Raw genomic sequence first — 25,183 nt, 5'->3', positions numbered from 1 at the left:
AGGAGAAGGTATCACACTTTTACTGCTGGTGCGCATTCACCTGCGCGCGTCCCATAACGCGATCGCAGATGGCCACGACGACCAGTATCACCAGCGAAGGCGGCAGCCAGGCCAGACCCTGCTCGGCCAGCGGCAGGTTGGCCGTAAATGCAGGCAGCGTATCCTTAAAACCGGTGGTTTTAATAGCGTCGATAACGCCGAAAATCAGGCTCACCAGCATGGTCGGCGCGATAATACGCGTACTCTTATTCCACCAGCGCAGCGTAAAGCTCAGCACAATCAGCACGATGCAAGGCGGATAGATAGCCGTCAGCACGGGTATAGAGAACTGGATCAGCTGGCTCAGCCCCAGGTTGGACACCAGCATTGAGAACAGGCCCAGAATAAACACCAGCTGGCGATAGGTCAGCGGCAGATACTGCTGGAAGAACTCGGCGCAGGCGCAGGTCAGACCAACTGCCGTCACCATACAGGCGACAAAAATCAACGCTGCCAGGAACAGGCTGCCCAGATCGCCGAAGGTATGCTGCACATAGGCGTGCAGAATAGCAGCGCCGTTGGCGTTCTGATCGACAATAGAGGCGCTGTCAGAACCCAGTTTAAACAGAGCAAGGTAAACCAGCGTCAAGCCAACGCCGGCGATCAGGCCCGCAATAACGGTATAGCGCGTCAGCAGACCGGCTTCGCTAACGCCGCGAGAGCGCGCCGCGTTCACGATAACAATGCCAAACACCAGGGCGCCCAGCGTATCCATCGTCAGGTAGCCGTTAATAAAGCCGCTGGAGAAAGCGCCATGCTGATAAGCCTCGGTAGCCGGCGCCAGGCCGCCCGCAGGCCAGATCAGCGCGGCGATGCCCAGTACGGCCAGCGCCACAATCTTCAGCGGCGCCAGGATATGCCCGACGGTGTCCAGCAGCTTGCCCGGGTAAAGGGAGATGCCAATGACCAGCGCGAAATAGACCAGGCTGTAAATAAACAGTGGCAGCGGGCTGTCGCCGGTCATCGGCGCAATACCCACTTCAAAAGAGACGGTCGCGGTGCGTGGCGTGGCGAACAGCGGGCCGACGGCCAGATAGCAGACGGTAGCCAACACGATGCCCGCCGCTTTGCCAATCGGCGAGCTGAGCGCATCGATGCCGCCGCCCACGCGCGCCAGCGCGATAACGGTGATAACCGGCAGGCCGACGGCGGTCAGCAAAAAGCCAAGCGCGGCGATCCAGACGTGTTCCCCGGACTGAATACCCACCATCGGCGGGAAAATAATGTTACCGGCACCCACAAACAGGGCAAATGTCATAAAGCCCAGCGCGAGGATGTCTTTGGAGGTTAAACGATTTGTCATAAGGCCCGTACTGATGTTGAGTGAAATCGCGATGTCGGTTCTGTTTCCCTGTGCGTCTTCAGCCGCCGATCCGCCTCGTTGAACGGTGTTATCGGTGCGAATATGCTGTTTATGATCTTTTATACAGGGATATAAATAAAACGGCGGTAAGTAAAACGTTTATAGCGGAGAAAGGCAATACGGGATCGAGAAAGCAGAGTGATATAGCGTAGAAATTGCTTAAGCCAGATAATCACTTCAGATTACAGGCGAGATGCCTTACATGATTTGTATTTTTTTTGAACTTCACGGCGTTATTTTCTGCACTATTTAGCCAGTGGATGCACAAAAGGCGCGTATAAACGCGCCTTTTGCATCTTTTGCCCGGCCTACCAGACCTGTTTAGCGATATCCACTACCAGGCGCAGCTTGGCCCACTGCTGCGCTTCGGTCAGGCTGTTGCCCTCTTCCGTCGAGGCGAAACCGCACTGCGGACTAAGGCAGATCTGATCCAGACTGACAAACTGTGCCGCTTCCGCGATGCGCTTCTTCACCGTTTCCGAATCTTCCAGCTCGCCGGTTTTGGTCGTTACCAGCCCCAGCACCACCTGCTGTTTGCCCGGTTTGATAAAGCGCAGCGGCTCAAACCCGCCGGAACGCTCGTTGTCGTACTCCAGGAAAAAGGCGTCAATATTCACGGTGCCGAACAGAATTTCCGCGACCGGCTCATAGCCGCCTTCGGAAATCCAGGTCGAGCGGAAGTTGCCGCGGCAAACATGCAGGCCCACGATCATATCGTCAGGCTTGCCTTCCAGCGCCTTATTCAGCACCTGAGCATAGATGTTCGCCAGCTCATGTGGATCGTCGCCGCGCTCGCGGATTTGCTGCTTTTGGTCTTCCGAACACAGGTAAGCCCAGACGGTATCGTCCAGCTGCAAATAACGGCAGCCGGCGTCATAAAAGCCTTTAATCGCATCGCGGTAAGTCAGCGCCAGATCGTTAAAGTAATCCTTCAGGTCAGGATAGACATTAGCATCAATCACTTTACGGCCGCCGCGAAAGTGCAGCACGCTTGGGCTTGGGATAGTCATTTTAGGAATGGCATCGCCGCTGATGCTTTTCAGGAAACGGAAATCTTCCAGCATTGGATGGTTGCCGAAGCCCAGCTTGCCGGTGACCTTCACGCCGCGCGCTTTGGTCTGCACGCCGTTGAACTGAATGCCCTGCTCCGCTTCATAGCGCTCCACGCCGTCCAGGCCGTCAAAGAAATCGAAGTGCCACCACGCGCGGCGGAACTCGCCGTCGGTGACCACTTTCAGGCCGCTGGCGCGCTGGTGCTCCACAACCTCGCGGATCGCCTTGTCTTCGATCTGGCGCAGGGCGGCGGCGTCGATTTCACCGGCCTGAAACTGCTCGCGGGCCTGCTTGATAACGGCAGGACGCAGAAAACTTCCTACAACTTCGGCGCGGTATTGGGCTGAATCTCTTTGCATGATCGGTCACTCCTGGCCTGCGCAGCGGCGCATAATTTCATGGTGAAATAGTTACTGCTTGTTATCTCAAGACATCTGGATGTCTAAATGGCTGAATGCAAGAATGTCATGAGAAAGATTCAGCGGCAAACGAGGAAATTTCACTACCCATGAAAAAAATTCATGTTGGTGGCGCTTACTCCTCCACCATTGCTCTGGCCTTCTTCAGCTGATCGTCCGACAGCGGCAGATAGCCCGCCTGCGTAACCAGCGCCTGGCCCTGCGTTGACAGCGCCTGCCGTAAAAAAGCTTTCGTCAGCGGCTCCAGCGGCTGGCCCGGCGCTTTGTTGACATAGATATAGAGGGGTCGCGCGTAGGGATAGCGGCCGCTGCGAATATTCTCTACCGAAGGCGCAACCTCGCGAGCGCCGTCAAGGGCGACCGGCAGCGTTTTTACCCCGGTCATATGCGCCCCCATGCTCGCGTAGCCGATACCGTTCAGCGTACTCGCCACCGCCTGGATCACCGCAGCAGAACCGGGATATTCGCCCACGTCGTTACGAAAATCGCCGTTGCACAGCGCCTGCTGGCGAAAGAATCCCCAGGTGCCGGATGCGGAATTGCGGCCAAAGCGCTGCACAGGCCGCTGCGCCCATTCCCGCTGCTTAAGCTGAAGATCGCCCCAGTTGCGTACGGTAAACGTCGCGCCACAGCGGCGGGTTACGGAGAAAATAGCGTCGAGCTGCTGAGCGTTGATGCCCTGTAGCGGATTATCCTGATTGACCACCACCACCAGCGCGTCCATCGCTACCGGCACGGCCAGCGGCGCATAGCCGTAGCGGTTCTCGAACAGCTGGCGCTCCACCGCCTGCATAGGGCGACTCATCGCGCCAAGCTGTGCTGCGCCCGCCGCCAGCGCGGTAGGCGCCGTCGACGATCCCGCAGCCTGAATCTGTACGTTGACGCCCGGATAATGGCGGTTAAAGCTTTCACCCCACAGCGCCATCAGCGTGCCGAGCGTATCCGACCCCACGCTGCTGAGGTTACCCGCCAGCATCCCTTCATTCGCGCCAGTTGCCGTGCCGCACAGCAGCAGCAGCGCCAAAAACCACTTTTTCATTTTTTTATCCGCCAACTCAGTGAACCGCATTCTGAGCCAGTTCGCCGTTGACGATCAACCTTGCAGGCAGCGAGAAGCAGAAACAGGTTTCTTTACCTGGCTGGCTGGTAATTTCCAGACGAGCATGGTGGTGGCTGAGCGCGTGTTTGACGATAGCCAGCCCCAGCCCGCTGCCGCCGGTCTGTCGCGAGCGCGCCTTATCGACGCGATAAAAACGTTCGGTCAGGCGAGGGATATGCTCGGCGGCGATGCCAGGCCCGTTATCGCAGACCTTAAACTGCGCGCCGTGCGAAGTCTTTTGCCAGCTGACGGTGATACGCGTACCGTCCGGCGTATGGTTGACGGCGTTATAGACAAGATTGGAAATGGCGCTGCGCAGCTGCTCATCGTTACCGAATACCCGCAGCTGCGGATCGGCGGAAAAGTGGATGTCGTGCCGACCCTGGCTAAGCGTTTCCGCCTCGCGCTGAAGCAGCCGTAGCATCAGTGGCACATCGACTTTTTCCTGTAAATCGAGCGCGGGCGCGGCTTCGATCCGCGACAGCGTCAGCAGCTGTTTAACCAGGGCATCCATGCGGCGGGTTTGTTCCTGCATGGTATGCAGCGCCTTATTGCGCGCCGGGCCTTCCAGCACCGCGTCGCTCATCATCTCCAGATAGCCCTGAAGTACGGTAAGCGGCGTGCGCAGCTCATGGCTGACGTTGGCGAAAAAATTACGCCGCGCGCCTTCCAGCTGATGCATTTGCGTCACGTCCCGCGCCACCAGCAGCCACTGGCCTTCGCTATAGGGCATCACGCGGAACTCAAGATGACGATGGCTGTTCAGCACCAGCGTCAGCGGTCGCGAAAAATCGCGCTGGCGCAGATAAAGGGTAAATTCGGGATAGCGCAGCAGGTTTAAGATATTTTGGCCGTTGTCTTCCGGCCAGCGCAGCCCCAGCAGCTGCTGCGCCAGACCGTTGCACCAGAAAATCGTGCCCTCTTCCGTGGTCAGCACCAGCGCATCCGGCAAGGATTCCGCGCCGCTGCGAAAGCGTTTAATCAGATGGCCCAGCTCCCGGCGACGGCGACGGTTGCGCGCCTGCATCTGGTAAAGGCCGTAAAAAAGCGGTTCCCAGCTGCCGCGTCCGGTTGGCGGCGTGATGCTGCGATCGATCCACAGCCAGTGGGAAAGACGAAGCAGGTTAGCAAAATGCCAGCCCAGCACGGCCAGTACGGCCAGCAGCAGCCACCACGGCAGCCCGCCGACCAGCAGACCGACAATCAGCGCTGGCAGGCAGGCGAGCAGCAGCTCAAGCAGCAATCTCTTCCAGGAGAGGCGTTCCAGCACGATGAAAACTCCAGTGGGGACAATCAGTAACGCGCAGAGAAGCGGTAACCCGTTCCGCGCACTGTCTGCACCATACGATCGTGCCCGGTCAGTTCAAGTGCTTTACGCAGACGGCGAATATGCACGTCTACAGTACGATCTTCCACGTACACGTTAGTGCCCCAGACGTTATTAAGCAACTGCTCGCGGCTGTAGACGCGCTCAGGGTGCGTCATAAAGAAGTGCAGCAGCTTATATTCTGTCGGCCCCATCTCCAGCGGCTGCGTTGCCGACATCACGCGGTGCGAGGAGGGATCCAGGCTCAGGCCCTGGATTTCAATTACCTCTTCCACCGCCATGGGCGAAATACGGCGCATCACCGCTTTGATGCGGGCCACCAGCTCTTTGGGCGAAAAAGGCTTGATAATATAATCGTCCGCGCCCACTTCCAGCCCGCGCACGCGATCTTCCTCTTCGCCGCGCGCGGTCAGCATCATCACCGGAATATCGCGGGTCATCGCCTCGCGCTTCAGATGGCGGATAAACTGAATACCGGTGCCGCCGGGCAGCATCCAGTCCAGCAGGATCAAATCGGGCCACGGCTCAATCAACAGATTAATGGCGCTGTCATAATCTTCCGCTTCTATCGGCTGATAGTCATTTTGCTCCAGCACAAAACACAACATCTCACGGATTGGGGCTTCATCTTCGACCACCAGAATGCGCTTAGCCATTATTGCTCCTGCGTTTGTGACGGAATGTCACTGGATATGCGGCGTCATTATGCGTCAGATTTATGACACTTTTATGAAAAAAGCGCCTGCCAATCATCAGTTTTATAACACTTTCAGCAGGATGGAAATGCGTAGCTGAGGTTTTTTGGCCAGGCGTTTATAATCGGCGTTTCGCTTACCTGACACTGAAGGGACGCTATGCGACTTATTCATACCGCCGACTGGCATCTGGGCCAGTTTTTTTACACCAAAAGCCGGGCGCCGGAGCATGACGCTTTTCTGACATGGCTGGTCGGACAGGTTGAGCAACATCAGGTCGATGCCGTGATCGTCGCGGGCGATGTGTTTGATACTGGCTCGCCGCCCAGCTACGCGCGCGAGCTTTACAACCGGTTTGTGGTCAGGCTGCATCAGACCGGCTGCCAGCTGATTATTCTGGCGGGCAATCACGACTCCGTCGCCATGCTGAACGAATCGCGCGAGCTGCTGGCCTGTCTGAATACGCGCGTCATTGCCGCCGCCAGCGAGGATCCGGCCGATCAGGTATTGATGCTGAACCAGCGGGACGGCCAGCCTGGCGCGGTGCTTTGCGCTATTCCATTTTTACGTCCACGCGATATTACCGTCAGCAAAGCGGGCCAGTCGGGACGGGAAAAACAGCAGACGCTGCTGGAAGCGATTACCCACCATTATCAGCGCAGCTACGCGGCGGCCGTGCAAATGCGCGGCGAGCTGCCGTTGCCCATTATTGCCACCGGCCATCTGACCACGATGGGCGTTACCAAAAGCGACGCCGTACGCGATATCTATATCGGCACGCTGGACGCTTTTCCCGCCCAGGCCTTTCCGCCTGCGGATTATATCGCGCTGGGCCATATTCACCGCGCGCAGCGCATCGCCGATACGGATTATATTCGCTACAGCGGCTCGCCCATCCCGCTCAGCTTTGACGAGCTGGGACGCGAAAAAAGCGTGTTTCTGGTCGATTTCGCCGACGGCCAGCTACAGCAGGTCGTGCCGCTGACGGTGCCGCTTTTTCAGCCCATGCAGATGATTAAAGGCTCGCTGGAAGAGATAGAGCGCCAGCTGCGCGAGATCCAGCCACCGGAAACCGGGCAGAAAGTCTGGCTGGATATCGAAATCGTTACGCAAACCTGGCTCAACGACCTCCAGCGGCGTATCCAGGAACTGACGGAAAGCCTGCCGGTCGAGGTGGTGCTGCTGCGCCGCAGCCGCGAGCAGCGCGACAGTATTATCAGCCGACAGAACAATGAAACCCTGAGCGAGCTGAGCGTGCAGGAAGTCTTTCAGCGCCGCCTGGCCGCTGAAGAAGAAGAGCCGGAGCGCATCGCGCGCGCCACGCTGCTGTTCAGCCAGACGCTGGCGGACATGGAGGAGCCATCGTGAAGATCCTGACGCTAAGGTTTAAAAACCTCAACTCATTGAAAGGCGAATGGAAAATCGACTTTACCGCCGAACCGTTCGCCAGTAACGGGCTGTTCGCCATTACCGGCCCAACCGGCGCGGGCAAAACCACGCTGCTGGATGCCATTTGCCTGGCGCTTTATCACGAAACGTCGCGGCTGGGGAAACTGTCACAGTCGCAGAACGACCTGATGACGCGGGATACCTCAGAATGCCTGGCCGAGGTGGAGTTTGAAGTAAAAGGTGTGGCCTGGCGGGCATTCTGGAGCCAGAACCGCGCGCGCGGCGCCGTAGACGGTAATCTTCAGGCGCCGCGCGTCGAGCTGGCCCGCTGCGAAAATAATAAAATCGTCGCCGACAAGGTAAAAGACAAGCTGGAGATGCTGACCGAGCTGACCGGGCTGGATTTTGAGCGTTTCACCAAGTCGATGATGCTCTCGCAGGGACAGTTCGCCGCCTTTCTTAACGCCGATGCCAACAGCCGCGCCGAGCTGCTGGAGGAGCTGACCGGCACGGAAATCTACGGCCGCCTTTCCGCCAGCGTTTTTGAACGACATAAAAACGCCCGTGGCGCGCTGGAGAATCTGCGGGCGCAGGCCGCCGGGATGGCGCTGCTGGATAATGAACAGGTTCAACAGCTTAGGTTACAGTCAGCCCGGCTGCTGGCAGAGGAGCAGGCGCTCACTTCTCAGCTTCAGCATCGGCAGCAGCTGCTGCACTGGCACCAGCAGTACCAGACGGCGCTACAGGCAAAAGAAGCGGCCGTTGCCGGGCAGCAGGAGGTAGAAGCGGCCTGGCAGGAAGCGATGCCGCAGCTGAACCCGCTGCAACAGGCCGAACCGGCGGAAAAGCTGCGCCCTCAGTGGCTGCTGCGCAATCAGCACCAGCAGGATCGGCTCGCGCTCGCCGAGCAGCAGCAGCATATCAATGCGCAGCGCCAGCAGACTCAAAAACAACTGGACGAGCTGGCCGACGAGCTGAAAAAGGCGGAGGCGGCCCGGCAGCAGCACGAAAACGACAGGCAGCAGCAGGAGACGCTGATCGCCGAACAGCTGCTGCCGCTGGATAACCGTATCGACACGCTGGCCCAGCAGAACCAGGCGCTGGAAAAAGAAGTGAGCGATCACCAACTTCATCTTAACGCGCGCCAGGCCGCTCTGCATCAGGCCCAAAGCCAGCACAAGGAAAGCGCGGCGCGCCAGCAGGAGCAGCAGCATTGGCAGCAGCAGCACGCCCATTTTGCCCGCTGGGGGGAATCGCTGCCGCTATGGCACGCGCGCTTCGAACAGCGGCAGCAAAGCGAACAGGCGCTGGCCGCGCTGCGCCAGCGTATCCACGAACAGCAGCAGGCGGTCAGCCGGCTACGGCAGCAGATCGTCCAGACGGAACAGCAGGCGAAGCCGCAACAGGCTCAGCTTGAAGCGCAGCAAAAACAGGTCGCAGAAGCCGAAGCGGCGTTGACCAGCCAGCGGCAGCAGTGTTCCGAAGAGCAGCTCCAGGCCTCGCTGACCAGGCTACAGCAGCAGCGACCGCTGCGGCAACGCCTGGCGCTGATCGCCTCGCAGTGGCCGCCGCTGATGCAGCGAAGCCAGCGCCAGCAGAGCGATCGCGCCGCGTTGCAGCAGCAACTCCAGCAGGCGCAGAGCGATCTGCAAAGCTTGCGTAACGGCTGGAAAGAGAAGCGGCAGCATTTGCAGGACCTGGAAAAACGCTGCGAGCTGGAACAGCGCATTGCCGATCTTGAGCAGTATCGCGCCCGTCTGGAGCCGGAACAGCCCTGCCCGCTGTGCGGCTCCTGCCAGCATCCCGCCGTAGCCGACTATCAGGCGCTTGAGCTTTCTGAAAACCAGCAGCGTCTTGCCGCCTTAAGGCTGGAAGTCGATCGGCTGAAGGATCGCGGCACGGCCAGAGGCGAACAGGTGAAAAGCCTGCAGGCGCAGCTGGACAAGCTGCAGCGCGAGCTGACGGAAAGCGACAGCGAAGCGGCGCGCCTGCGCGAACAGTGGCAGACCACGGCGCAGGCGCTGGGCCTGATCGCTTCGCCGGACGACGTGCAACAGACCAGCGACTGGCTGACCGCTCAGGAACGGCTGGAAAGCGAAACGCAGACGCGGCTGCTGGGTCTGCAGCAGCGCGCCCGCCAGCTTCAGCAGCAGAAAGATCGGCTGGCGGAAATGCAGAAAGCGCTTAGCGAGATGCAGCAACAGCAGGAACTGGCAGGTCAGCAACTGCTTACTTCTGTCAGAACGCAGGAAGAGCTTGAGCAGTCGCTCGCCCAGCAGCAGCAGCAGGCGCAGCAGCAGCTTGAAAGCCTGCGCGCTGCGCTGGCCGGACTGGATCTGACGCTGCCGCCGGCGGAGGAAACCGAAAACTGGCTGCATGAACGACAGAAAGAGTGGGACGAGTGGAACACTGTTGCGCAGTCGCTTACGGCTTCGGCTTCGCAGCTGACCGCGCTGGCCGCACAGCAGCAGGCGTTGCAGGAAGAGATCGCGCACGAACAGGCGCAGCTGATCCAGCGCGAGCAGCGCAGCCAGGCCGGTCAACAGGCGCTGGCCCTCCTGCGCGACCAGCGGCGACAGCTGTTTGGCAATAAGGTGGCGGCCGAAGTGCAGCAGCAGCTGCGTGCGCTGTCGCAGCAGCACCTTGAGCACGGCCAGCAGCTACAGCAGCAGTGGCAGCAGCGGCAGAACCAGTTGAATACCCTGACCGGACAGCATAATTCGCTGAACGAACAGCTGACCGTGCTGACGCAGCGGCTGGAACAGGCGCAGCAGGCCTTTAGCGCGGCGCTGGAAGCCAGCGACTTCAGCAGCGAGGCGGCCTTTACGGCGGCGTTGCTGGATGAAGAGCGGCTGCGGCAGCTGCAAACGCTACAGAAAATGCACGAGCAGCGACGCCAGCAGGCGGCGATCCTGCTGGCTCAGGCAGAAAAAAATCTGACGGCGCTGCCGGAAAAACCGCACGATCTGCCGGAAGATCCTTCAGCGCTACACGCCGCCGTGGAGAGCCTCTCGCAACAGCTGAAAGAAAACGCCCGTCAGCAGGGCGAGACGCGGCAGCAGCTCAGCAGCGACGCGGCCCGCCGCGAACAGCAAAAAAATCTGCTGGCGACCATTGAGCAGGAAACACGCCAGGTGGAAGACTGGAGCTATCTCAATCAGCTTATCGGCTCAAAGGAAGGCGATAAGTTCCGCAAATTCGCCCAGGGCCTGACGCTGGATCATCTTGTCTGGCTGGCGAACAACCAGCTAAACCGCCTGCACGGTCGCTATTTGCTCCAGCGCAAGTCGCAGGAGGCGCTTGAGCTGCAGGTCGTGGATACCTGGCAGGCAGACGCGCTGCGCGATACGCGCACCCTTTCCGGCGGCGAAAGTTTTCTGGTGAGCCTGGCGCTGGCGCTGGCGCTCTCGGATCTGGTCAGCCATAAAACGCAGATCGAATCGCTGTTTCTGGACGAAGGCTTCGGCACGCTGGATGCCGCCACCCTGGACGGCGCGCTGGATGCGCTGGATGCGCTGAACGCCAGTGGTAAAACCATTGGCGTAATCAGCCATGTGGAAGCGATGAAAGAGCGCATCCCGGTACAGATCAAGGTGCGCAAAATCAACGGCCTGGGCTACAGCCGACTGGAAGTGCCGGGCTAAATCTGCCAGTAAAGCGGCGAGCCGAAAGCCTCAACAAAATGGTCGATGACCGCCCTGACGTTAAGAGGAGGATGCCGCGTATGGGGGTAAATCGCAGCGATATGCTGCGGCTCGGTAGTGATAGCGGCAGCAAAATCCGGCAGCAGCCTGACCAGCTCGCCCGCTTGCAGTCTCTCGCCGATCAGCCAGTCCGGGTAGAGCAGCAGCCCCATGCCCCCCAGCGCGGCGACCAGCAGCGTTTCCGCATGATTTGACGCCAGCAGCGGCGACACGGGATAGTGCATCCACTCCCTGCCAGGCTGGCGGAAAAACCAGCGGTTCGGGCCGGACGAGCCGCGGTAAACCAGACAGCGGTGGCGATGCAGTTCGTCGGGATGGGCAAGCGCGCCATGCTTACGCACATACTCAGGCGAAGCGGCCAGATAATAGTATTGCGTACCGAATACGCGGGCGTGAAAAGAAGAATCGGTCAGCGCGCCGATACGAAAGATCACGTCAGCCGGTTCTTTATGCGGATCGATATAGTCATCGGTTTGCATCATCTCGATGGTCAGCTGCGGATAGCGTTCGGCTAATGCCGCAAGGCCGGGGGCGACGTGCCGCTGGCCGAAGTAGATCGGCGCGTTAATCCGTACCAGACCGGAAGGCGCCAGCGTTCTTTCATGCAGCGTTCTGCGCGCCTCCTCCATATTGCCGGTTATGCCGCGCGCATAGTCGATAAACAGCCGCCCGCTTTCCGTGGGCGCTATCGCGCGGGTATTACGATAAAAAAGCTGCTGACCCAGCGAATCCTCCAGCTGATGGATCACGCGCGACACCTGAGAGGCGGAGATGCCCTCACGTCTGGCTACCGCCGAGAAGTTTTGCGCATCATAAACCGCAATAAAAAGTTTTATCGCGCGCAGATTGACCGATTCCAGACCCGGCATTAATGCATATCCTGCAAAAGTGTTTACCGCACTATAGCATTTCTCTCATCCCCCGACCGCGTTAACCTTCCGCGCCTGATTAACGGGGGAATTTTTCTATGCAACTTTTATTGATTGTCCTGGTTATTGCTGGCGGCATGGGCCTGTCCGTAGAGGCCGGTCTGTTAGGGCCGCTGGGGGGAGAAGTCGGTGACCTGTGGGCAACCTTCAGCATTTTCGGCGTTGGCGCCGCGCTGACCTTTTTGCTGATGCTTTTTTTCAGCCCGCGTAACAGCCCGTCATTTTTTGCCCAGCCCGGCTGGCAGTTGCTGGGCGGCGTGCTGGGGCCGATTTACGTGGTGATCCTCACCGTTGCCACGCCGACCATTGGCGTCGCAATGACCATGATCGGCATTCTTGCCGGGCAGGTATTTAAGAGCCTGATTATCGATCACTTCGGCCTGCTGGGCACGCCGCAAAGGAAAACGGACGGCAAACGCCTGATCGCACTGCTATTTATCGTCGCCGCGCTGGTGCTGGTGGCAAGGGGGTAAAACAATGATAACGATTTTGATGATTATTCTGGCCGTGGCTGGCGGCGCGATGCTGAGCATTCAGGCCGCCATCAACGGCCAGCTGGGCAGTAAAGTGGGCGTGTTCCGCTGCGCCTTTTTGACATTTTCCGTCGGCGCGCTGATTACGGCTCTGCTGATCTTTTTCTTTGAACCGAGGCAGGCGGTCAGCCTGCTTGACGTGCCGAAGTGGCAGCTGCTGGGCGCGCTATGCGGCGTTCCCTACATTGTGATTATGGTGCTGGCGGTACAGCGTATCGGCACGGCGGTCGCCACGGTAGCGGTGATCTTCGGCCAGCTGGCGATGAGTATGCTGATTGATAATTTTGGCTGGCTGGGCAACGCGGCCGTGTCGTTTTCGGCCAGCCGTCTGGGTGCCATTGTTTGTCTCGGCATTGCCCTGTTCTTTATCTACGCCAGCAACCGCAGTAAAAACGCGGCGGCCGTCGGGCGCGACTGACTCACGCCGCTGTGCCCTGAAAAAGCAACGGCCCGGCACGTATTCATGCGGGCCGGGCCGTTTTGCCCTGGCCAAACGGTGAACCATCAGGTTTTACCGTTTTACATAGCCAGACGGCAAACCAGCAAATTTCGCCGTTTTACTTAGCCAGACGGCAAATCATCAAATTTCATCGTTTTGCTTAGCCAGACGGTAAACCATCAGGCTTCCCCGTTTTGCTTAGCCAGACGAAAAATCATCAAATTTTCGCGGGCTTAGCGCGCGGACCTGGCAGAAGCGCGCCGTCGTCGCCAGCCGTCAGCAGGCGGGCGCTGGTAATGGCCGCAACATCGTGGGCTTTATCCGAGACGTTGCTGGCGATCTGGTGCACGGCGGCGGCGATCAGCATCCCCAGCGCGGACTGATTGTTGTTGCTACTCTCATTATCGGAGGCCGTCGCCGACCCGCTCCAGATCTGCTTGCCGCTGCGTAAATCCACCAGTTTTGCCGAAGCGGTCACGCGCGTTTCGCTGTCCACGATCAGGTATTTAGTGCCGTAGGTGTTGATATCGATATACAGTGCCGCGTCGGCGTTAAAAATATCGTGCAGCTTAGTGGTGGAGACGCTGCGAATATCCGTGGCGTTATTCAGACCGTTCTGCTTAAAGGTTTCCTCAACCACCGCCACCGGGAAAACGTAATAGCCGGACTCCGCCAGCGGCTGGGTGACCAGCGAAGTAAGGCTGTGCGCCGCCGCGATATCCGTCGTATGGTTTTCCGCAGGCAATACCAGAATGGAAGCGGGCTTGCTGGCGCGAAACGCGCTGTAGTCATGCGGCGTTTTCTTTGCACAGCCGGTCAGCGTTATAACGGCCAGCAGAGCGGTAAAGGCGAAAAGCTTTTTCATTATTTTGCTCCCTGCTTATTACGCATCAGGAAATCCATATAAGAAGCGGATTCAGGAAAAGCCGTTTTCTCGGCGGTAAATTGCTGAAAAGCTAAATCGGGCTGGCCGGCATTAGCATAAAGTAATCCCAGCTGCGCATGTAAGCCCGGCGCCACCGGTTTATTTTTAGCTTTCGCCTGCTCAATCACTTTATTCAGGGTGTCGATTTCTTTTTCCGGCGCGCTGCCGTTTTGATAGAAGCTGTAAAGCGAATTCTGGTAATCGCCCCAGTAATAGATATTTTCTTTTTTCTGCGCGCAGGCGGTTAACAGCAGTGCCGTGGCGACCGCTGCGGTATATTTTATCACTTGCATTTTTTTCTCCGTTATTTAACCGGACGCCACGCGCCTGATTCCAGACCGCTGACCAGATGATTTACCGCTTCGCGCACCGCCAGATCCATGACCTTGCCATTAAGCGTGGAGTCGTAGCTGGCGGTGCCGCCAAAACCGATAACTTCGCGGTTGGAGAGTGCGTATTCGCCCGCGCCCTGCACGGAGTAGACCACTTCTGAGGTCGCCACGTCGACAACGTTGAGGTTGACCTTCGCGTAGGCTACCTGGGTTTTACCACGGCCCAGAATACCCCACAGCTGCTGATCGCCAACTTCTTTGCGACCGAATTCGGTAATATCGCCGGTAATAACGTAATCCGCGCCTTTAATAGACTGGGTACTGTGCTTATAGCCCGCTTCATTTTTCAGCTCATCAAGGTTGGCGCGATCCAGCACGTTAAAACGCCCGGTCTGTTGCAGATGAGTAATAAGAATGGTTTTGGACTGATTGCCCAGGCGATCCACGCCGTCAGAGAAAATACCGTTCATATAAGAAGAGCGGTTATCGAATTTGCCAATGGCTATCGGGCTTTTTGCGCCCTGATATACCGGCTGGCTGGCGGCAGCTACCTGCGGTGCTTCAATAGCTCGGGAGGATTCGGTGGCGCAGCCGCTAAGCAGCGTGCAGCTTAATAAAGAAAAAGCAACAAGGTTATAACGATATTTCATTCTTTTCTTTTCCATGAATAAAAAAACACATCCAGCGTCCGCGGGCAGAATACAATAATGATGCAGAAAAACACAGGAAATAATAGCGATTGACGAATAAGCGGTATTTTACTGCATGGCCCCGACAGGGAAATAATCTGTAAATGGCCCAGGATCGCCGGAATAACCTGTCAGCCTGAGGCTAACAGGCTAAACTATCGGCTTACATCAGAAAACCTTTAGTAATCATGGGAAAAAAATGCCATCGGGAATGATTAAAAGCGGACTGACGCTGCTGGCGCTGCTGCTGACGGCCTGCCACTCTCCGCCAGAAGAGCCGCGTCCTGTACCGGCCACGCCGCAGGAGATGCAGGCGTGGGCGGACAAAGCCTGTAGCGGCCGCACGGAGAATAACTGTCGCTATTTTGCCGAGATGCAGTACGGCATCCAGCGCAATTTTTACAATGCGCATCGCTATCATGGACGCGCCTGTACCGTCACCGTCACCTGGCGCCAGAACGGCCGCTACGGCGTACAGAGTACCCAGGGCGATGAACAGCTCTGCCTGAAGGCATGGGGCGTGATCGGCAGCGCGGAAAACCTGCCGCCGCCGCCACCTTCGCTGCCGGCCTCAATGGTTATCGAGCTGAAGCCTGACTAGCTGGCCTGCCGCCACTGGCGCGGGCTGACGCCAAACCAGCGCCGAAAAGCGCGCGAAAAGGCGCTGGCCTCTGAATAACCCAGCAGCAGCGCCATTTCGGATACCGGCAGCTGCCGCTGCTGCAAATACCAGGTCGCCAGCTCGCAGCGCACCTTGTCCACCAGCGCGGTGAAGCTCAGGTTCTCTTCGCGCAGGCGGCGCTGCAGCGACCAGCTCGACATCCCCATTTTTTCCGCCACCTCGGGCAGCGCCGGTTCGCCCTGCATCAGCATCAGACGCACCTGCGAACGCGCCCGATCGACCACTGTCTGGCGCGGCGTCGCGCTGTTCAGACGTCGAATCGCGTCCTGCATCACCAGCAGCAGCATCGGATCGCTTTCCGGCATTGCGCGCGCCAGATCTTTTTTAGGAATGATCATGGCATTGCAGGGCTGTTCAAACCAAACCGGCGCGTCAAAGACTTTGCAGTGTTCATGCCACTGCTCGGGGCGAGGATGTTCAAAGTGCACTTCTCTTGGCGCCCAGTGCCTGCCGGCAACGTGGCGGATCAGATTCATAAACATGCCCATTGTCAGCTCAGCGTCCTGCCTGCGGCATAAAATCGCGCCGTGGCGCACCTGGTAGTCCAGACGCCAGCAGTCGCCTTTGTCGGTCAGCCGCGTCAGGGTATCATGCTGATGCCAGGGAAAAGCGTTGACGACATTGTGCAGCGCCTGTTCCAGCGTGGCGGAGCAAAGCCCGACATAGCCAATCAGGCCCAATGACTGCGGTTTAAACTGTCTGCCGTAGTGCAAACCGAAGTTATCAAACCCCGAGCAGCGCGCCGCCTCCTCCATCACCCGGCAGTAATTAACCAGCCCCAGGCTCAGCGTCGGGCTGGCGAGCTGCTCCGGATCGATGCCGCTGACGCCGAAAATGCGGTCGACGTCGCCGCCTTTTTCCGTGATAAATTCACCGAGGCCGCTGGCAGCGGCGGCCAGCACGCCATGGTTACAGCCAGCATTCAGCACCGCCGCCATCTCAGGCCGTTTGATCGCTCCACTTTCCATCGTTTATCGCCTCGCTGCAAAAAACATTCTGCTTACTCAGCAATTTCTATACCAGCTGGCGGCTAGGCGCCCACCGGCAGCTCGCTGGTTTCAAGGTAGCGATGGCAGAGGCGTACCGAATGATTAGCCCACTGCGGCCCCAGGCTCAGCGCCATCGCGGTTTGCGCGTGCGAGCCGACCCAGGCCAGCAGCTGAATACGGCGCTGGATAAGCAGCGTCGGCACCAGCGCCAGCTCCGCGTCGCTGATATGCGCCACCTGCTCATAGCCTTTGATCCAGTTCTCTATCCATTCCGCTGCACGAGGATGGTGCTCTACAAAGCTGATGGCTGCCGCAAGATCGTGCAGATACCAGCCCATACCGCAATCGTCGAAGTCAATCACTCGCGTTTCGCCTTTGTGCTGTAGCAAATTGGTCAGACGCAGATCGGCGTGGATCAGACCGTAACGGCTAGGATCTTTGCCAAATCCGGCCAGCTCCTCACCAATGCGGACTATCGCCTGCTCAACCACGCCGCAATCGGCGCGCGGTAAGCCCGGCGCGTCCCGCCAGTCGCCCCAGTGGCTTTGCGGGCTGACCATGGTGTGATGATCCCAGATGATGCGCTGGAAACCCGCCGGTTTCTGCCAGCTTTTGCTGTGTTGATGCAGCCGCGCGGTGATTTGGCCAAGATCCTGAAACGCTCGAGGATCGACATCGGTGCCCGGCATTTCGCCTTCGATCCAGTCAAACAGCACTGCGTGGCGCAGGCTGCCGTCCGCCAGCCGCAAATCCTGGACGTTCTGCCCTTGCCGATCGGCAAGCGCCTGCGGCACCACGATGCCCGTTTCGCGCAGCGCGTCCAGCCAGTGCAGCTCGCTGAGGATATCGGCGCGCTGATGATAATTGCCGCGATGCAGGCGCAGCGCATAGCGTTTTCCGGCGGCCTCCAGCAGAAAGGTGGCGTTCTCTGAGCGGCAAAGCAGGCTGAGCTTGCCCTGTAAAGCGGCCGGATAGCGGCTCAGCGCGCGGTGAGCAAGCGCCAGCAGCGCGGCATTGGTAAGGTCGTCATATTGGCTGGTCATCAGTGTAGCTCCCGAAAGAAGTTTATACGGCCTGAACCAGCATGGCGTGACGCTTCCTCAATCGCTTGACCGCAGGTAACCCTCTTTTGACTTTAGCGTACAGCGGGCACTTTTTTTGCTTGTGAGTTGACAGCAGAGCGCAAAAATCCTTACGCCCGCGTCAAGTTTCCCCGGGACGACGGCTGCATTATCAATCAACACTTACTGGCGGGAACAGCGATATGACAAGCAAGCTAAAGCCTGGTCTGGGCACGATACATTTGTGGGGCATTGCGGTGGGCCTGGTCATTTCCGGCGAATATTTCGGCTGGAGCTACGGCTGGGGCGTGGCGGGCACGATGGGCTTTCTGGTGACGACCTCCCTGATCGCCCTTATGTACACCTGCTTTATCTTCAGCTTTACCGAACTGACGACGGCGCTTCCGCACGCGGGTGGCCCTTTCGCCTACAGCCGCCGCGCCTTTGGCGAAATCGGCGGGCTGATCGCCGGTATGGCAACGCTGATTGAGTTTGTCTTCGCTCCCCCGGCCATCGCTATGGCCATCGGCGCCTACCTTAACGTGCAGTATCCGGGGCTGGATCCTAAGTATGCCGCGGTCGGCGCTTACCTGATTTTTATGACGCTGAATATCCTGGGCGTCAGGCTGGCGGCGATGTTTGAACTGGTGGTGACGGTGCTGGCGGTGATCGAGCTGCTGGTGTTTATGGGCGTGGTCGCGCCGGGCTTCAGCCTGAGCAATTTTACCGCGCACGGCTGGGCGGGTAGCGAGAGCTTCGGCCTGCCCGCCGTCTCCGGCATTTTTGCCGCTATCCCTTTCGCCATCTGGTTTTTCCTGGCCATTGAAGGCGCGGCGATGGCGGCCGAAGAGGCCTGCGATCCCAAACGCACCATCCCTAAGGCGTATATCGCCGGGATCCTGACCCTGGTGCTGCTGGCGATTGGCGTGATGCTGCTGGCGGGCGGCGCCGGCGACTGGCGCAGGCTTTCGGACATCAACGATCCGTTACCGCAGGCCATGAAAATGATTGTTGGCGAGCATTCTAACTGGATGCATATGCTGGTCTGGATCGGTCTTTTTGGCCTGATCGCCAGCTTCCACGGCATTATTCTTGGCTATTCGCGCCAGTTCTTCGCGCTTTCGCGCGCGGGCTACCTGCCCGCCGGGCTGGCGAAGCTTTCCCGTTTTCAGACGCCGCACCGCGCTATTATCGCAGGCGGCGTGATTGGTATCGCCGCCATTTTAAGCGACGGCTGGATCAACCTTCAGGGCATGACGCTGACGGCGGCGATGATCGCTATGGCAGTGTTTGGCGCCATCGTAATGTACCTGATGAGTATGTTAAGCCTGTTCCGCCTGCGGCGTAGCGCGCCGGATCTGGAACGCAGTTTTCGCGCGCCGGGCTACCCTGTCGTGCCCGGCATCGCGCTGCTGCTGGCGCTGGTCTGCCTGGGGGCGATGCTGTGGTTCAACCCGGTTATCGGCGGGCTGTTTGCGCTGTTAATGGCCGCTGGCTACGGCTATTTCCTGCTGACGAAAGCCCAGCGCGCCAGCGCGCCGCGCGATACGATGCTGGCCGGAGAATAACGACAAAAGGCAATGAAACCCCGTCGCCGATTCGCTATCATGCGCGCTGACTTTGAATGAGCGCGCATGACGCGCCGGAGAGGGAAAGTACAATGCTGTGGTTTAAAAATTTGATGGTATATCGTCTGAATCGCGAGATCCCGCTGGCGGCAGACGAAATGGAAAAACAACTTGAGGCATTCTCTTTCACTCCCTGCGGCAGTCAGGACATGGCGAAAACCGGCTGGGTCGCGCCAATGGGCTCCAAAAGCGATGCGCTGACCCACGTCAATAACGGACAAATCCTGATCTGCGCCCGCAAAGAGGAAAAAATTCTGCCGTCGCCGGTGATCAAACAGGCGCTGGAAGCGAAAATCAGCAGGCTGGAAGCGGAGCAGCAGCGCAAGCTGAAGAAAACAGAAAAGGATTCGTTAAAGGATGAAGTGCTGCACAGCCTGCTGCCGCGCGCCTTCAGCCGCTTCAGCCAGTCCTTTGTCTGGATCGACACCGTTAACAACATGATTATGGTTGACTGCGCCAGCGCCAAAAAAGCGGAAGATACGCTGGCCCTGCTGCGTAAAAGCCTGGGGTCGCTGCCGGTGGTGCCGCTAACGCTGGAAAGCCCGATTGAGCTGACGTTGACCGAATGGGTTCGCTCCGGCGATACGCCAGCGGGCTTTGCGCTGATGGATGAAGCGGAGCTGAAAGCGCTGCTGGAAGACGGCGGCGTTATCCGCTGTAAGAAGCAGGATCTGGTGTGCGATGAGATCGCCAATCATATCGAAGCGGGCAAGCTGGTAACGAAGCTGGCGCTGGACTGGCAGGAACGCGTGCAGCTGCTGCTGTCGGACGACGGATCGTTGAAACGCCTGAAGTTCGCCGATACGCTGCGCGAGCAGAATGACGATATCGACAGGGAAGACGTGGCGGCACGCTTTGATGCCGACTTTATCCTGATGACCAGCGAGCTGTCTGCACTGATAGCCAATACTATCGAAGCGCTGGGCGGCGAGGCGCAGCGTTAAGCAAAGCACGGAGGCCGGATGCCCGGCCTCTCTGCATCACGCTTTCAGGTAACGGCAAAGGTAGGAAGAAGGTTCGGCCACCTGCAGGTGAAACTCGCTGTGGCCCGGGACGTTGAAAACCTGGCCCGGATCGTAGTGACGCCATTCGGTTTCGCCCGGTAGTAGCACTTTAAGCGAGCCGCTGACCACGGTCATCTCTTCCGGATCGCCGGTGCCAAAAGTATACTCCCCTTCCGCCATCACGCCGACGCTGGCGCGCCCTGTGCTGGCGCTGTCAAAACCGATCGATTTCACTTTTCCTTCAAAGTACTCGCTGACGTTGAGCATGGCACTATCCTTTATCAGAGATGAAAACGGGCGGCCCGTAATCGTTAAGCTACCAGCTCTGCGGCCAGTCCGGCCAGCAGCACGTTGGAGAGCAGTACAGGGATACCCAGCAGTTTTTGTAAGAAATCACGATGGCGCTGCTGATAGCCCAGGCAGTCCAGCACCACGACATCGGCGCCCTGCTCCTGAAGCTGCAGCGCGGCGTCAATCAGTTCGTCGTCGTGTTTTACCCAGGGGTTGGCCACGGCAAAGCGAGGTCTTGAAGACAGACTTTGCCACTTATAGGCCTGCTCGCCCAGATATTCTTTTCGCGCCACCATGACGCCGACCTGATGACCATCGGTAATGGCGTTAACCAGCGGCGGCAGCATACGGTATGGATCCAGCACAACAGCGCTGCTCGTCTTCAGGTTTTTATACTCGCCTGCGCAAAGAACCAGAATATTTTCAAACCCTTCCGCTTCCAGCCTGGCGATCAGCGTTTGCAGGGATGCCTCGACCCTGGCAGCAGAGAGAATGACGAAAGAACCATCCTCCATGTGCGTCATCGTCACCTTTTCGCCCGCTACCGGCCCATAACGCTGTTCGATGTCGGCCGCTGAAAGACCGTCAAGCAATCCGAAGTGCGCGATATTCTCTTCAGGCAGGTGTTCCAGCAGCAGAGGCAGCAGATCTCTGCGGGGCGCCTTTCCTAAAGTTAAGGTAGCCAGTTTATGGGTGTTGCTTTCTGCATCATTGAACACATCGGACATAAAACTTCCGGAAAACAGGATATCAGTTCCGGAAAAAGAAGACGGATTTGGATGGGAAAGCGGAGTGGTGAAGATCTCGGTCAATGGTCTGTCCAGTTAAAGGCGATGGAAGCGTCAGGCTTATAAACTTGCAGCGAAAATATGACGCCAGTCGCTTCAGGTCAAGCCCGCATCCCATGATATAAATATGAATACACAGCAAATTATGTTGGTAATTTGTCTTCTGCCGCAAAATTATTTTTCGCTTGAACCAAACAGCTTGCTGTCGCAACAGCAGCGGTCGTTTTGGCAGAAGATTCGCCTGAATTACAATTGGTAGCGCTTACATTTTAACCACGCTTTGCTGTGTCCCGGTGTTTTACGGCGTCCATGCCGTCATACGTTACTCTTTTTCGATATCTTCATAACGAGCTTTAGCGTCGACGGCTTCCTGCTCGCTTTGGTGCTCACTGATTAGCGTATCCGGTTTAGGATGATCGGCACGAAGTTCGTACCAGGTGACACAATTTTCTTCCGTTCCTTTTTTTATCGGAACAATATGCGCTTCACGAGGATAGGGCGGTCTGCCAGGCATATCTTTTCCCTCCTTAAAGTGTTACCGAGCTGGCCGGGATTTACCGCATGGCCAGCTTCCGTACTTCAAGTATAGACAAAGCCTGATAATTCTCTGTCCGCTCTGCACAACTTGGGAAAAATCGTATGTTTAACTGGCGCGAGCCAGCGCCAGCGCGCTAATAATTTCTTCCACCACGGCCTCAGGTTGCTGCATGGCATCGATAATATAGTGGGCCGCCTCATGATAAAGCTTATCACGGGCGGCCAGCACTTCGACCATCTCCTCAGCGACAGGACGGCCCGTCAGCGTGGGGCGCTGCGCCTGTTCCGGATAGGCTTCCAGCCTGGCGGCCAGCACGGCGGCATCGGCTTTCAGATAGATAACCTGGCCATGCTCGCGCATAAATTGCCGATTTTCCCCTGCCAGCACCATGCCGCCGCCGGTAGCAATAACCGTCCGATCGGCCGTTACCGCCTGTAAAGAAAGCGACTCGCGCTGCCGGAATCCCTGCCACCCTTCAGCCGCAACAATTTCGGTGACGGTCAGTCCGGTGATCTGCTGCAGATGTTTGTCCGTATCGCTGAAGGCGTAGCCCAGCGCCAGCGCCAATGCCTGACCAACCGTGGTTTTTCCGCAGCCGCGCGCGCCGATAAGATAGAGGGGTAAGGACATGGCGAAAAATTCCTCAGCCTTGTTTACTGGCCGCTTAGCAGCAACCGGCAGTGAATAATGAGAGGCAGGCATCATACCGAGAATTTTTGTCCGTCACCAGCAGTCACTTTTTCTTTACACCACCTGCCGGGGCTGAACTATTCATCTTTTTGATATAAAACAAAAATAGCATGTAAATATTGCGTTACACGCATTTTGACCCGGCGGCAGGCCCGGCAACATTTCCTTACCCGAACCCCGTTTACTTTCCCCGATTCTGCCCCAAAATAAGGGAACAGCCCGTTAATGAGGATCTCTTATGCAGAGCGAAGAACAAAAGTTAATTGAAAGCCTGTTTGGCCGACTGAAACAGGCTGAAACCCAGTCCGGACCGCGTGATGCCGCCGCGGAGAAACTGATCCAGCAGCAGCTTCAGCAGCAGCCGGGCGCGCCCTATTACATGGCGCAGGCGATCCTGATCCAGGAGGCGGCCCTGAAACAGCTGAACAATAGGGTGAGCGAATTAGAAGCGAAGCTGGCGGCCCAGCCGCAGCAGAGCAGCGGTGGCTTTCTTTCCGGCCTTTTTGGCGGCGGCCGTCAGCAGCAGCAGCAATCCTACAGCGCGCCACAGCAGCAGTCGGCCTGGGGCAATGCGCAGCAGCAGCAGCCGTGGAATAACGCGCAGCAGCCCTATTCTGCGCCCGCAGCGCCTTCGGCTGGCCGCGGCTTTTTAGGCGGCGCGCTACAGACGGCGGTTGGCGTGGCGGGCGGCGTAGTGATGGCGGACATGTTGACCAGCATGTTCCACCACTCGCAGCCGGAAGAGATCGTAAACATTATTAACGAACCGGCGCTACCGCAGGAAAGTTTCGACAATAATCTGGATACGTTTAACAACGGCACCGACGCGCCGTTCCTGAATCAGGATGCCGGACTGCCGCAGGATTACGCCAGCGACTACGATAATGATTTCGACAACGGCGGGTTTGACGACGACGACAGCTTTGTCTGAATAAAGTCCGGCTGCCCCCACAGACAAACAGCTTTGTCTGAATAAAGTCCGGGCTGGCCGCATAAATGAAAGGCGGGGAGTTCCCCGCCTTTTGCTATTTGCTGCGCTGCGCCTGTAGCCATTTATCCAGCTCGTTGGCGAACTGCTGACGGTCACGCTGGTTCAGCGTCGCCGGGCCGCCGGTTTGTACACCGCTCGCCCGCATTGTGTCCATAAAATCGCGCATGGTCAGCCGCTCTTTTATCGTCGCCTCGCTGTAGCGTTCGCCGCGCGGATTCAACGCCACCGCCCCTTTTTCCATCACTTCCGCCGCCAGCGGAATATCCGCCGTGATCACCAGATCGCCGGGTTGCGCCCTTTGAACAATTTCATTATCCGCCACGTCAAAACCTGCCGGTACTCGCAGCGTGCGTAAAAAACGCGAGGGCGGCACGCTCAGCGACTGATTCGCTACCAGCGTCACCATGACCTGCTCGCGCTCCGCCGCACGATACAGCACTTCTTTAATCACCTTTGGACATGCATCGGCATCTACCCAGACTGGCATCGCCCTTTCCTTTATCAACACAACACTGCCTGCGATCTTGCCTGGCTTTTCAGGAATGGCAACCTGTTATTCACGTATCTTATCGCTGCGGGATAATGCTGATCTTGCCGTTCTTCTCCAGAATAGCGAATTTGATCTGATCCAGCCGCTCCAGCCCGGCGGTGCTGCGGGCAGAATTCAGGATATCCTCTTCGGAGATGCCCGCTTTTCTGGCCCGTTCCGGCAGCAGGATGCCGTTTTCCACCAGGATTAGCGCCGTGCCGTCAATCAGCATATCCAGCCGGGGAAAACGCGCCTTCAACATGCCGAACAGGATGTCGACCACCACCAGGGTGATAATCGTCAGCGACGCGCCGGTGACCGAAAAATCGTTGCCCAGCAGCGCCTGCTGCGTTGCCTCGCTGATGATCAGCAGCAGGATCAAATCAAACGAGGTCATCTCCATCAGCGTGCGGCGTCCGGCGATTTTCAACACTACCAGCAGCAATAAATACATGCTGGCAGCCCGCAAAACGGTTTCCATAATTGGCTCCTAAGGATAAATCCACTGGGTAAACTGCACGCTGGTTTTATCGTCCAGCGTTACGGTAACCGGATAGCGCCCCGGGTTCTGCGCCTGTAGGCCAATCCACACCGTCGCGCCGTCGCGATAGCGAGCAGAAGACCAATGCAGTTCAAGGGCATTGCCTCGGCTGAACGCCTGCTGCGGCTGCGGCTGAAGCGACTGAATTTGAAAGTTGTCCATTTCCTCGCCGTTGAGCACCAGCCTGAAGTCACCGTTCTGCTGCGGCCTGATGCGGATAGTCATCGACATATCGCTCGCCAGCCGCCCGAAACGCTCGTATTCCACCTGCAGGGCGCCGTCCGCCGACTTCACCTGTTTGTTGCTCAGCACCCCTTTTGAGAAAAGCCCGCAGGCGCCCAGCATCACGATGGCAAACAGAAAAAGATAGCCAATACGCTGTATCCGCCATTCAATCCGCTGCAGGCGCATATGCTCCTGAACCGGATAGCAGCGGCTGTCCATTTCATCTTGTTTCTTCAGATTCATCTGCGGCTCCTGGTTGTCGCTTAAGCGTAGCCGAAGCTGAATTAAGCC

General features: G+C 57.9%; 26 protein-coding genes. 8 read left to right on the top strand and 18 right to left on the bottom strand.

Annotated elements, in window-relative coordinates; translation table 11 throughout:
* Positions 1-19: 19 nt before the first annotated feature.
* The 5 genes from brnQ to phoB form a co-directional block, all read right to left on the bottom strand.
* On the bottom strand, positions 20-1,342 hold the full coding sequence (gene brnQ / locus EGK14_RS07055; RefSeq protein ID WP_125288387.1) for a branched-chain amino acid transport system II carrier protein: 1,323 nt from the start codon (positions 1,340-1,342) through the stop codon (positions 20-22).
* 368 nt (positions 1,343-1,710) lie between these two features.
* Entirely contained in the window at positions 1,711-2,814 is a 1,104-nt protein-coding gene (locus EGK14_RS07050) for a cobalamin-independent methionine synthase II family protein (protein ID WP_125288386.1), read from the bottom strand.
* Between the two features lie 175 nt (positions 2,815-2,989).
* Positions 2,990-3,913, bottom strand: a complete 924-nt coding sequence (locus EGK14_RS07045; RefSeq protein ID WP_125288385.1) for a PstS family phosphate ABC transporter substrate-binding protein — start codon at positions 3,911-3,913, stop codon at positions 2,990-2,992.
* 16 nt (positions 3,914-3,929) lie between these two features.
* Positions 3,930-5,243, bottom strand: a complete 1,314-nt coding sequence (gene phoR / locus EGK14_RS07040; protein ID WP_125288384.1) for a phosphate regulon sensor histidine kinase PhoR — start codon at positions 5,241-5,243, stop codon at positions 3,930-3,932.
* 23 nt (positions 5,244-5,266) lie between these two features.
* The gene (gene phoB / locus EGK14_RS07035; protein ID WP_125288383.1) at positions 5,267-5,956 is read right to left on the bottom strand and encodes a phosphate response regulator transcription factor PhoB; all 690 of its coding nucleotides are present in this window, start codon (positions 5,954-5,956) and stop codon (positions 5,267-5,269) included.
* Between the two features lie 198 nt (positions 5,957-6,154).
* On the opposite strand from phoB, the gene sbcD reads away from it, so the two are divergent.
* A complete protein-coding gene (gene sbcD / locus EGK14_RS07030) occupies positions 6,155-7,363 on the top strand; it encodes an exonuclease subunit SbcD (protein ID WP_125288382.1) in 1,209 nt (402 codons plus the stop codon).
* Entirely contained in the window at positions 7,360-11,028 is a 3,669-nt protein-coding gene (locus tag EGK14_RS07025; protein WP_125288381.1) for an AAA family ATPase, read from the top strand. Before sbcD ends, EGK14_RS07025 begins: the two co-directional genes overlap by 4 nt.
* On the opposite strand, the gene EGK14_RS07020 is transcribed toward EGK14_RS07025, so the two are convergent.
* Positions 11,025-11,957: a LysR family transcriptional regulator gene (locus EGK14_RS07020; RefSeq protein WP_125288380.1), complete on the bottom strand. Its 933-nt coding sequence runs from the start codon at positions 11,955-11,957 to the stop codon at positions 11,025-11,027. The two genes, EGK14_RS07025 and EGK14_RS07020, sit on opposite strands and share 4 nt — an antisense overlap.
* A 98-nt stretch (positions 11,958-12,055) precedes the next feature.
* Here EGK14_RS07020 and EGK14_RS07015 point away from each other — a divergent pair, with 98 nt between their 5' ends.
* Positions 12,056-12,490, top strand: coding sequence for a DMT family transporter (locus EGK14_RS07015; RefSeq protein ID WP_125288379.1), 435 nt, complete (start codon positions 12,056-12,058; stop codon positions 12,488-12,490).
* Between the two features lie 7 nt (positions 12,491-12,497).
* A complete protein-coding gene (locus EGK14_RS07010; RefSeq protein ID WP_125288625.1) occupies positions 12,498-12,968 on the top strand; it encodes a DMT family transporter in 471 nt (156 codons plus the stop codon).
* A gap of 238 nt (positions 12,969-13,206) precedes the next feature.
* On the opposite strand, the gene EGK14_RS07005 is transcribed toward EGK14_RS07010, so the two are convergent.
* Genes EGK14_RS07005 through EGK14_RS06995 form a run of 3 tightly spaced genes read right to left on the bottom strand, consistent with a single transcriptional unit; the run spans position 13,207 to position 14,896 of the window.
* Positions 13,207-13,854 (bottom strand): DUF799 domain-containing protein, encoded by a 648-nt coding sequence (locus tag EGK14_RS07005; RefSeq protein ID WP_125288378.1) that lies wholly within the window; start codon positions 13,852-13,854, stop codon positions 13,207-13,209.
* On the bottom strand, positions 13,854-14,207 hold the full coding sequence (locus EGK14_RS07000) for a DUF4810 domain-containing protein (protein WP_125288377.1): 354 nt from the start codon (positions 14,205-14,207) through the stop codon (positions 13,854-13,856). Before EGK14_RS07000 ends, EGK14_RS07005 begins: the two co-directional genes overlap by 1 nt.
* Positions 14,208-14,218: 11 nt before the next feature.
* The gene (locus EGK14_RS06995; protein WP_125288376.1) at positions 14,219-14,896 is read right to left on the bottom strand and encodes a CsgG/HfaB family protein; all 678 of its coding nucleotides are present in this window, start codon (positions 14,894-14,896) and stop codon (positions 14,219-14,221) included.
* A 238-nt stretch (positions 14,897-15,134) separates the two neighbouring features.
* Between EGK14_RS06995 and EGK14_RS06990 the strand changes: the two genes are divergently transcribed.
* On the top strand, positions 15,135-15,536 hold the full coding sequence (locus EGK14_RS06990; protein ID WP_125288375.1) for a cell envelope integrity TolA C-terminal domain-containing protein: 402 nt from the start codon (positions 15,135-15,137) through the stop codon (positions 15,534-15,536).
* On the opposite strand, the gene EGK14_RS06985 is transcribed toward EGK14_RS06990, so the two are convergent.
* Positions 15,533-16,585, bottom strand: a complete 1,053-nt coding sequence (locus EGK14_RS06985; protein ID WP_125288374.1) for an AraC family transcriptional regulator — start codon at positions 16,583-16,585, stop codon at positions 15,533-15,535. The two genes, EGK14_RS06990 and EGK14_RS06985, sit on opposite strands and share 4 nt — an antisense overlap.
* Before the next feature lie 62 nt (positions 16,586-16,647).
* Positions 16,648-17,652: a phosphotransferase enzyme family protein gene (locus EGK14_RS06980; protein ID WP_125288373.1), complete on the bottom strand. Its 1,005-nt coding sequence runs from the start codon at positions 17,650-17,652 to the stop codon at positions 16,648-16,650.
* 218 nt (positions 17,653-17,870) lie between these two features.
* Here EGK14_RS06980 and eat point away from each other — a divergent pair, with 218 nt between their 5' ends.
* Together eat and rdgC are read left to right on the top strand one after the other, a co-directional pair.
* The gene (eat, locus tag EGK14_RS06975; protein WP_125288372.1) at positions 17,871-19,235 is read left to right on the top strand and encodes an ethanolamine permease; all 1,365 of its coding nucleotides are present in this window, start codon (positions 17,871-17,873) and stop codon (positions 19,233-19,235) included.
* A 92-nt stretch (positions 19,236-19,327) separates the two neighbouring features.
* Positions 19,328-20,239 carry a recombination-associated protein RdgC gene (gene rdgC, locus EGK14_RS06970; RefSeq protein ID WP_125288371.1) on the top strand — a complete coding sequence of 304 codons (912 nt, stop codon included), beginning with the start codon at positions 19,328-19,330 and terminating at the stop codon, positions 20,237-20,239.
* A gap of 36 nt (positions 20,240-20,275) precedes the next feature.
* Here rdgC and ppnP read toward each other — a convergent pair whose 3' ends face one another.
* The 4 genes from ppnP to aroL all read right to left on the bottom strand — a co-directional run bounded on the left by ppnP (position 20,276) and on the right by aroL (position 22,546).
* Positions 20,276-20,566 carry a pyrimidine/purine nucleoside phosphorylase gene (ppnP, locus tag EGK14_RS06965; protein WP_125288370.1) on the bottom strand — a complete coding sequence of 97 codons (291 nt, stop codon included), beginning with the start codon at positions 20,564-20,566 and terminating at the stop codon, positions 20,276-20,278.
* 44 nt (positions 20,567-20,610) lie between these two features.
* The gene (locus tag EGK14_RS06960; protein ID WP_125288369.1) at positions 20,611-21,318 is read right to left on the bottom strand and encodes an AroM family protein; all 708 of its coding nucleotides are present in this window, start codon (positions 21,316-21,318) and stop codon (positions 20,611-20,613) included.
* A gap of 382 nt (positions 21,319-21,700) precedes the next feature.
* Entirely contained in the window at positions 21,701-21,892 is a 192-nt protein-coding gene (locus EGK14_RS06955) for a YaiA family protein (RefSeq protein ID WP_125288368.1), read from the bottom strand.
* A gap of 129 nt (positions 21,893-22,021) precedes the next feature.
* A complete protein-coding gene (gene aroL, locus EGK14_RS06950; protein ID WP_125288367.1) occupies positions 22,022-22,546 on the bottom strand; it encodes a shikimate kinase AroL in 525 nt (174 codons plus the stop codon).
* Positions 22,547-22,844: 298 nt separating this feature from the next.
* Here aroL and EGK14_RS06945 point away from each other — a divergent pair, with 298 nt between their 5' ends.
* Complete coding sequence (locus tag EGK14_RS06945) at positions 22,845-23,537, top strand: DUF2076 domain-containing protein (protein ID WP_125288366.1); 693 nt, start codon at positions 22,845-22,847, stop codon at positions 23,535-23,537.
* Positions 23,538-23,631: 94 nt separating this feature from the next.
* Here EGK14_RS06945 and EGK14_RS06940 read toward each other — a convergent pair whose 3' ends face one another.
* The 3 genes from EGK14_RS06940 to EGK14_RS06930 all read right to left on the bottom strand — a co-directional run bounded on the left by EGK14_RS06940 (position 23,632) and on the right by EGK14_RS06930 (position 25,135).
* The gene (locus EGK14_RS06940; protein WP_125288365.1) at positions 23,632-24,084 is read right to left on the bottom strand and encodes a YaiI/YqxD family protein; all 453 of its coding nucleotides are present in this window, start codon (positions 24,082-24,084) and stop codon (positions 23,632-23,634) included.
* A gap of 79 nt (positions 24,085-24,163) precedes the next feature.
* The gene (locus EGK14_RS06935; RefSeq protein WP_125288364.1) at positions 24,164-24,607 is read right to left on the bottom strand and encodes a DUF421 domain-containing protein; all 444 of its coding nucleotides are present in this window, start codon (positions 24,605-24,607) and stop codon (positions 24,164-24,166) included.
* A 9-nt stretch (positions 24,608-24,616) separates the two neighbouring features.
* Positions 24,617-25,135: a hypothetical protein gene (locus EGK14_RS06930; protein WP_125288363.1), complete on the bottom strand. Its 519-nt coding sequence runs from the start codon at positions 25,133-25,135 to the stop codon at positions 24,617-24,619.
* Positions 25,136-25,183 lie beyond the last annotated feature (48 nt).

It is taken from the genome of Erwinia sp. 198, from assembly GCF_003937915.1.
Taxonomy (GTDB): Bacteria; Pseudomonadota; Gammaproteobacteria; order Enterobacterales; family Enterobacteriaceae; genus Erwinia; species Erwinia aeris.
Note: the sequence above shows the minus strand (reverse complement) of the source record. Positions and strands in the feature narration are given on the sequence as shown.

What these genes read in the sequence shown, in the direction of transcription:
- brnQ (WP_125288387.1), bottom strand. Translation starts at nt 1,342, where the DNA reads ATGACAAATCGTTTAACCTCCAAAGACATCCTCGCGCTGGGCTTTATG.
- EGK14_RS07050 (WP_125288386.1), bottom strand. Translation starts at nt 2,814, where the DNA reads ATGCAAAGAGATTCAGCCCAATACCGCGCCGAAGTTGTAGGAAGTTTT.
- EGK14_RS07045 (WP_125288385.1), bottom strand. Translation starts at nt 3,913, where the DNA reads ATGAAAAAGTGGTTTTTGGCGCTGCTGCTGCTGTGCGGCACGGCAACT.
- phoB (WP_125288383.1), bottom strand. Translation starts at nt 5,956, where the DNA reads ATGGCTAAGCGCATTCTGGTGGTCGAAGATGAAGCCCCAATCCGTGAG.
- sbcD (WP_125288382.1), top strand. Translation starts at nt 6,155, where the DNA reads ATGCGACTTATTCATACCGCCGACTGGCATCTGGGCCAGTTTTTTTAC.
- EGK14_RS07020 (WP_125288380.1), bottom strand. Translation starts at nt 11,957, where the DNA reads ATGCCGGGTCTGGAATCGGTCAATCTGCGCGCGATAAAACTTTTTATT.
- EGK14_RS07015 (WP_125288379.1), top strand. Translation starts at nt 12,056, where the DNA reads ATGCAACTTTTATTGATTGTCCTGGTTATTGCTGGCGGCATGGGCCTG.
- EGK14_RS07005 (WP_125288378.1), bottom strand. Translation starts at nt 13,854, where the DNA reads ATGAAAAAGCTTTTCGCCTTTACCGCTCTGCTGGCCGTTATAACGCTG.
- EGK14_RS07000 (WP_125288377.1), bottom strand. Translation starts at nt 14,207, where the DNA reads ATGCAAGTGATAAAATATACCGCAGCGGTCGCCACGGCACTGCTGTTA.
- EGK14_RS06995 (WP_125288376.1), bottom strand. Translation starts at nt 14,896, where the DNA reads ATGAAATATCGTTATAACCTTGTTGCTTTTTCTTTATTAAGCTGCACG.
- EGK14_RS06990 (WP_125288375.1), top strand. Translation starts at nt 15,135, where the DNA reads ATGCCATCGGGAATGATTAAAAGCGGACTGACGCTGCTGGCGCTGCTG.
- EGK14_RS06985 (WP_125288374.1), bottom strand. Translation starts at nt 16,585, where the DNA reads ATGGAAAGTGGAGCGATCAAACGGCCTGAGATGGCGGCGGTGCTGAAT.
- eat (WP_125288372.1), top strand. Translation starts at nt 17,871, where the DNA reads ATGACAAGCAAGCTAAAGCCTGGTCTGGGCACGATACATTTGTGGGGC.
- rdgC (WP_125288371.1), top strand. Translation starts at nt 19,328, where the DNA reads ATGCTGTGGTTTAAAAATTTGATGGTATATCGTCTGAATCGCGAGATC.
- ppnP (WP_125288370.1), bottom strand. Translation starts at nt 20,566, where the DNA reads ATGCTCAACGTCAGCGAGTACTTTGAAGGAAAAGTGAAATCGATCGGT.
- EGK14_RS06960 (WP_125288369.1), bottom strand. Translation starts at nt 21,318, where the DNA reads ATGTCCGATGTGTTCAATGATGCAGAAAGCAACACCCATAAACTGGCT.
- EGK14_RS06955 (WP_125288368.1), bottom strand. Translation starts at nt 21,892, where the DNA reads ATGCCTGGCAGACCGCCCTATCCTCGTGAAGCGCATATTGTTCCGATA.
- aroL (WP_125288367.1), bottom strand. Translation starts at nt 22,546, where the DNA reads ATGTCCTTACCCCTCTATCTTATCGGCGCGCGCGGCTGCGGAAAAACC.
- EGK14_RS06945 (WP_125288366.1), top strand. Translation starts at nt 22,845, where the DNA reads ATGCAGAGCGAAGAACAAAAGTTAATTGAAAGCCTGTTTGGCCGACTG.
- EGK14_RS06940 (WP_125288365.1), bottom strand. Translation starts at nt 24,084, where the DNA reads ATGCCAGTCTGGGTAGATGCCGATGCATGTCCAAAGGTGATTAAAGAA.
- EGK14_RS06935 (WP_125288364.1), bottom strand. Translation starts at nt 24,607, where the DNA reads ATGGAAACCGTTTTGCGGGCTGCCAGCATGTATTTATTGCTGCTGGTA.
- EGK14_RS06930 (WP_125288363.1), bottom strand. Translation starts at nt 25,135, where the DNA reads ATGAATCTGAAGAAACAAGATGAAATGGACAGCCGCTGCTATCCGGTT.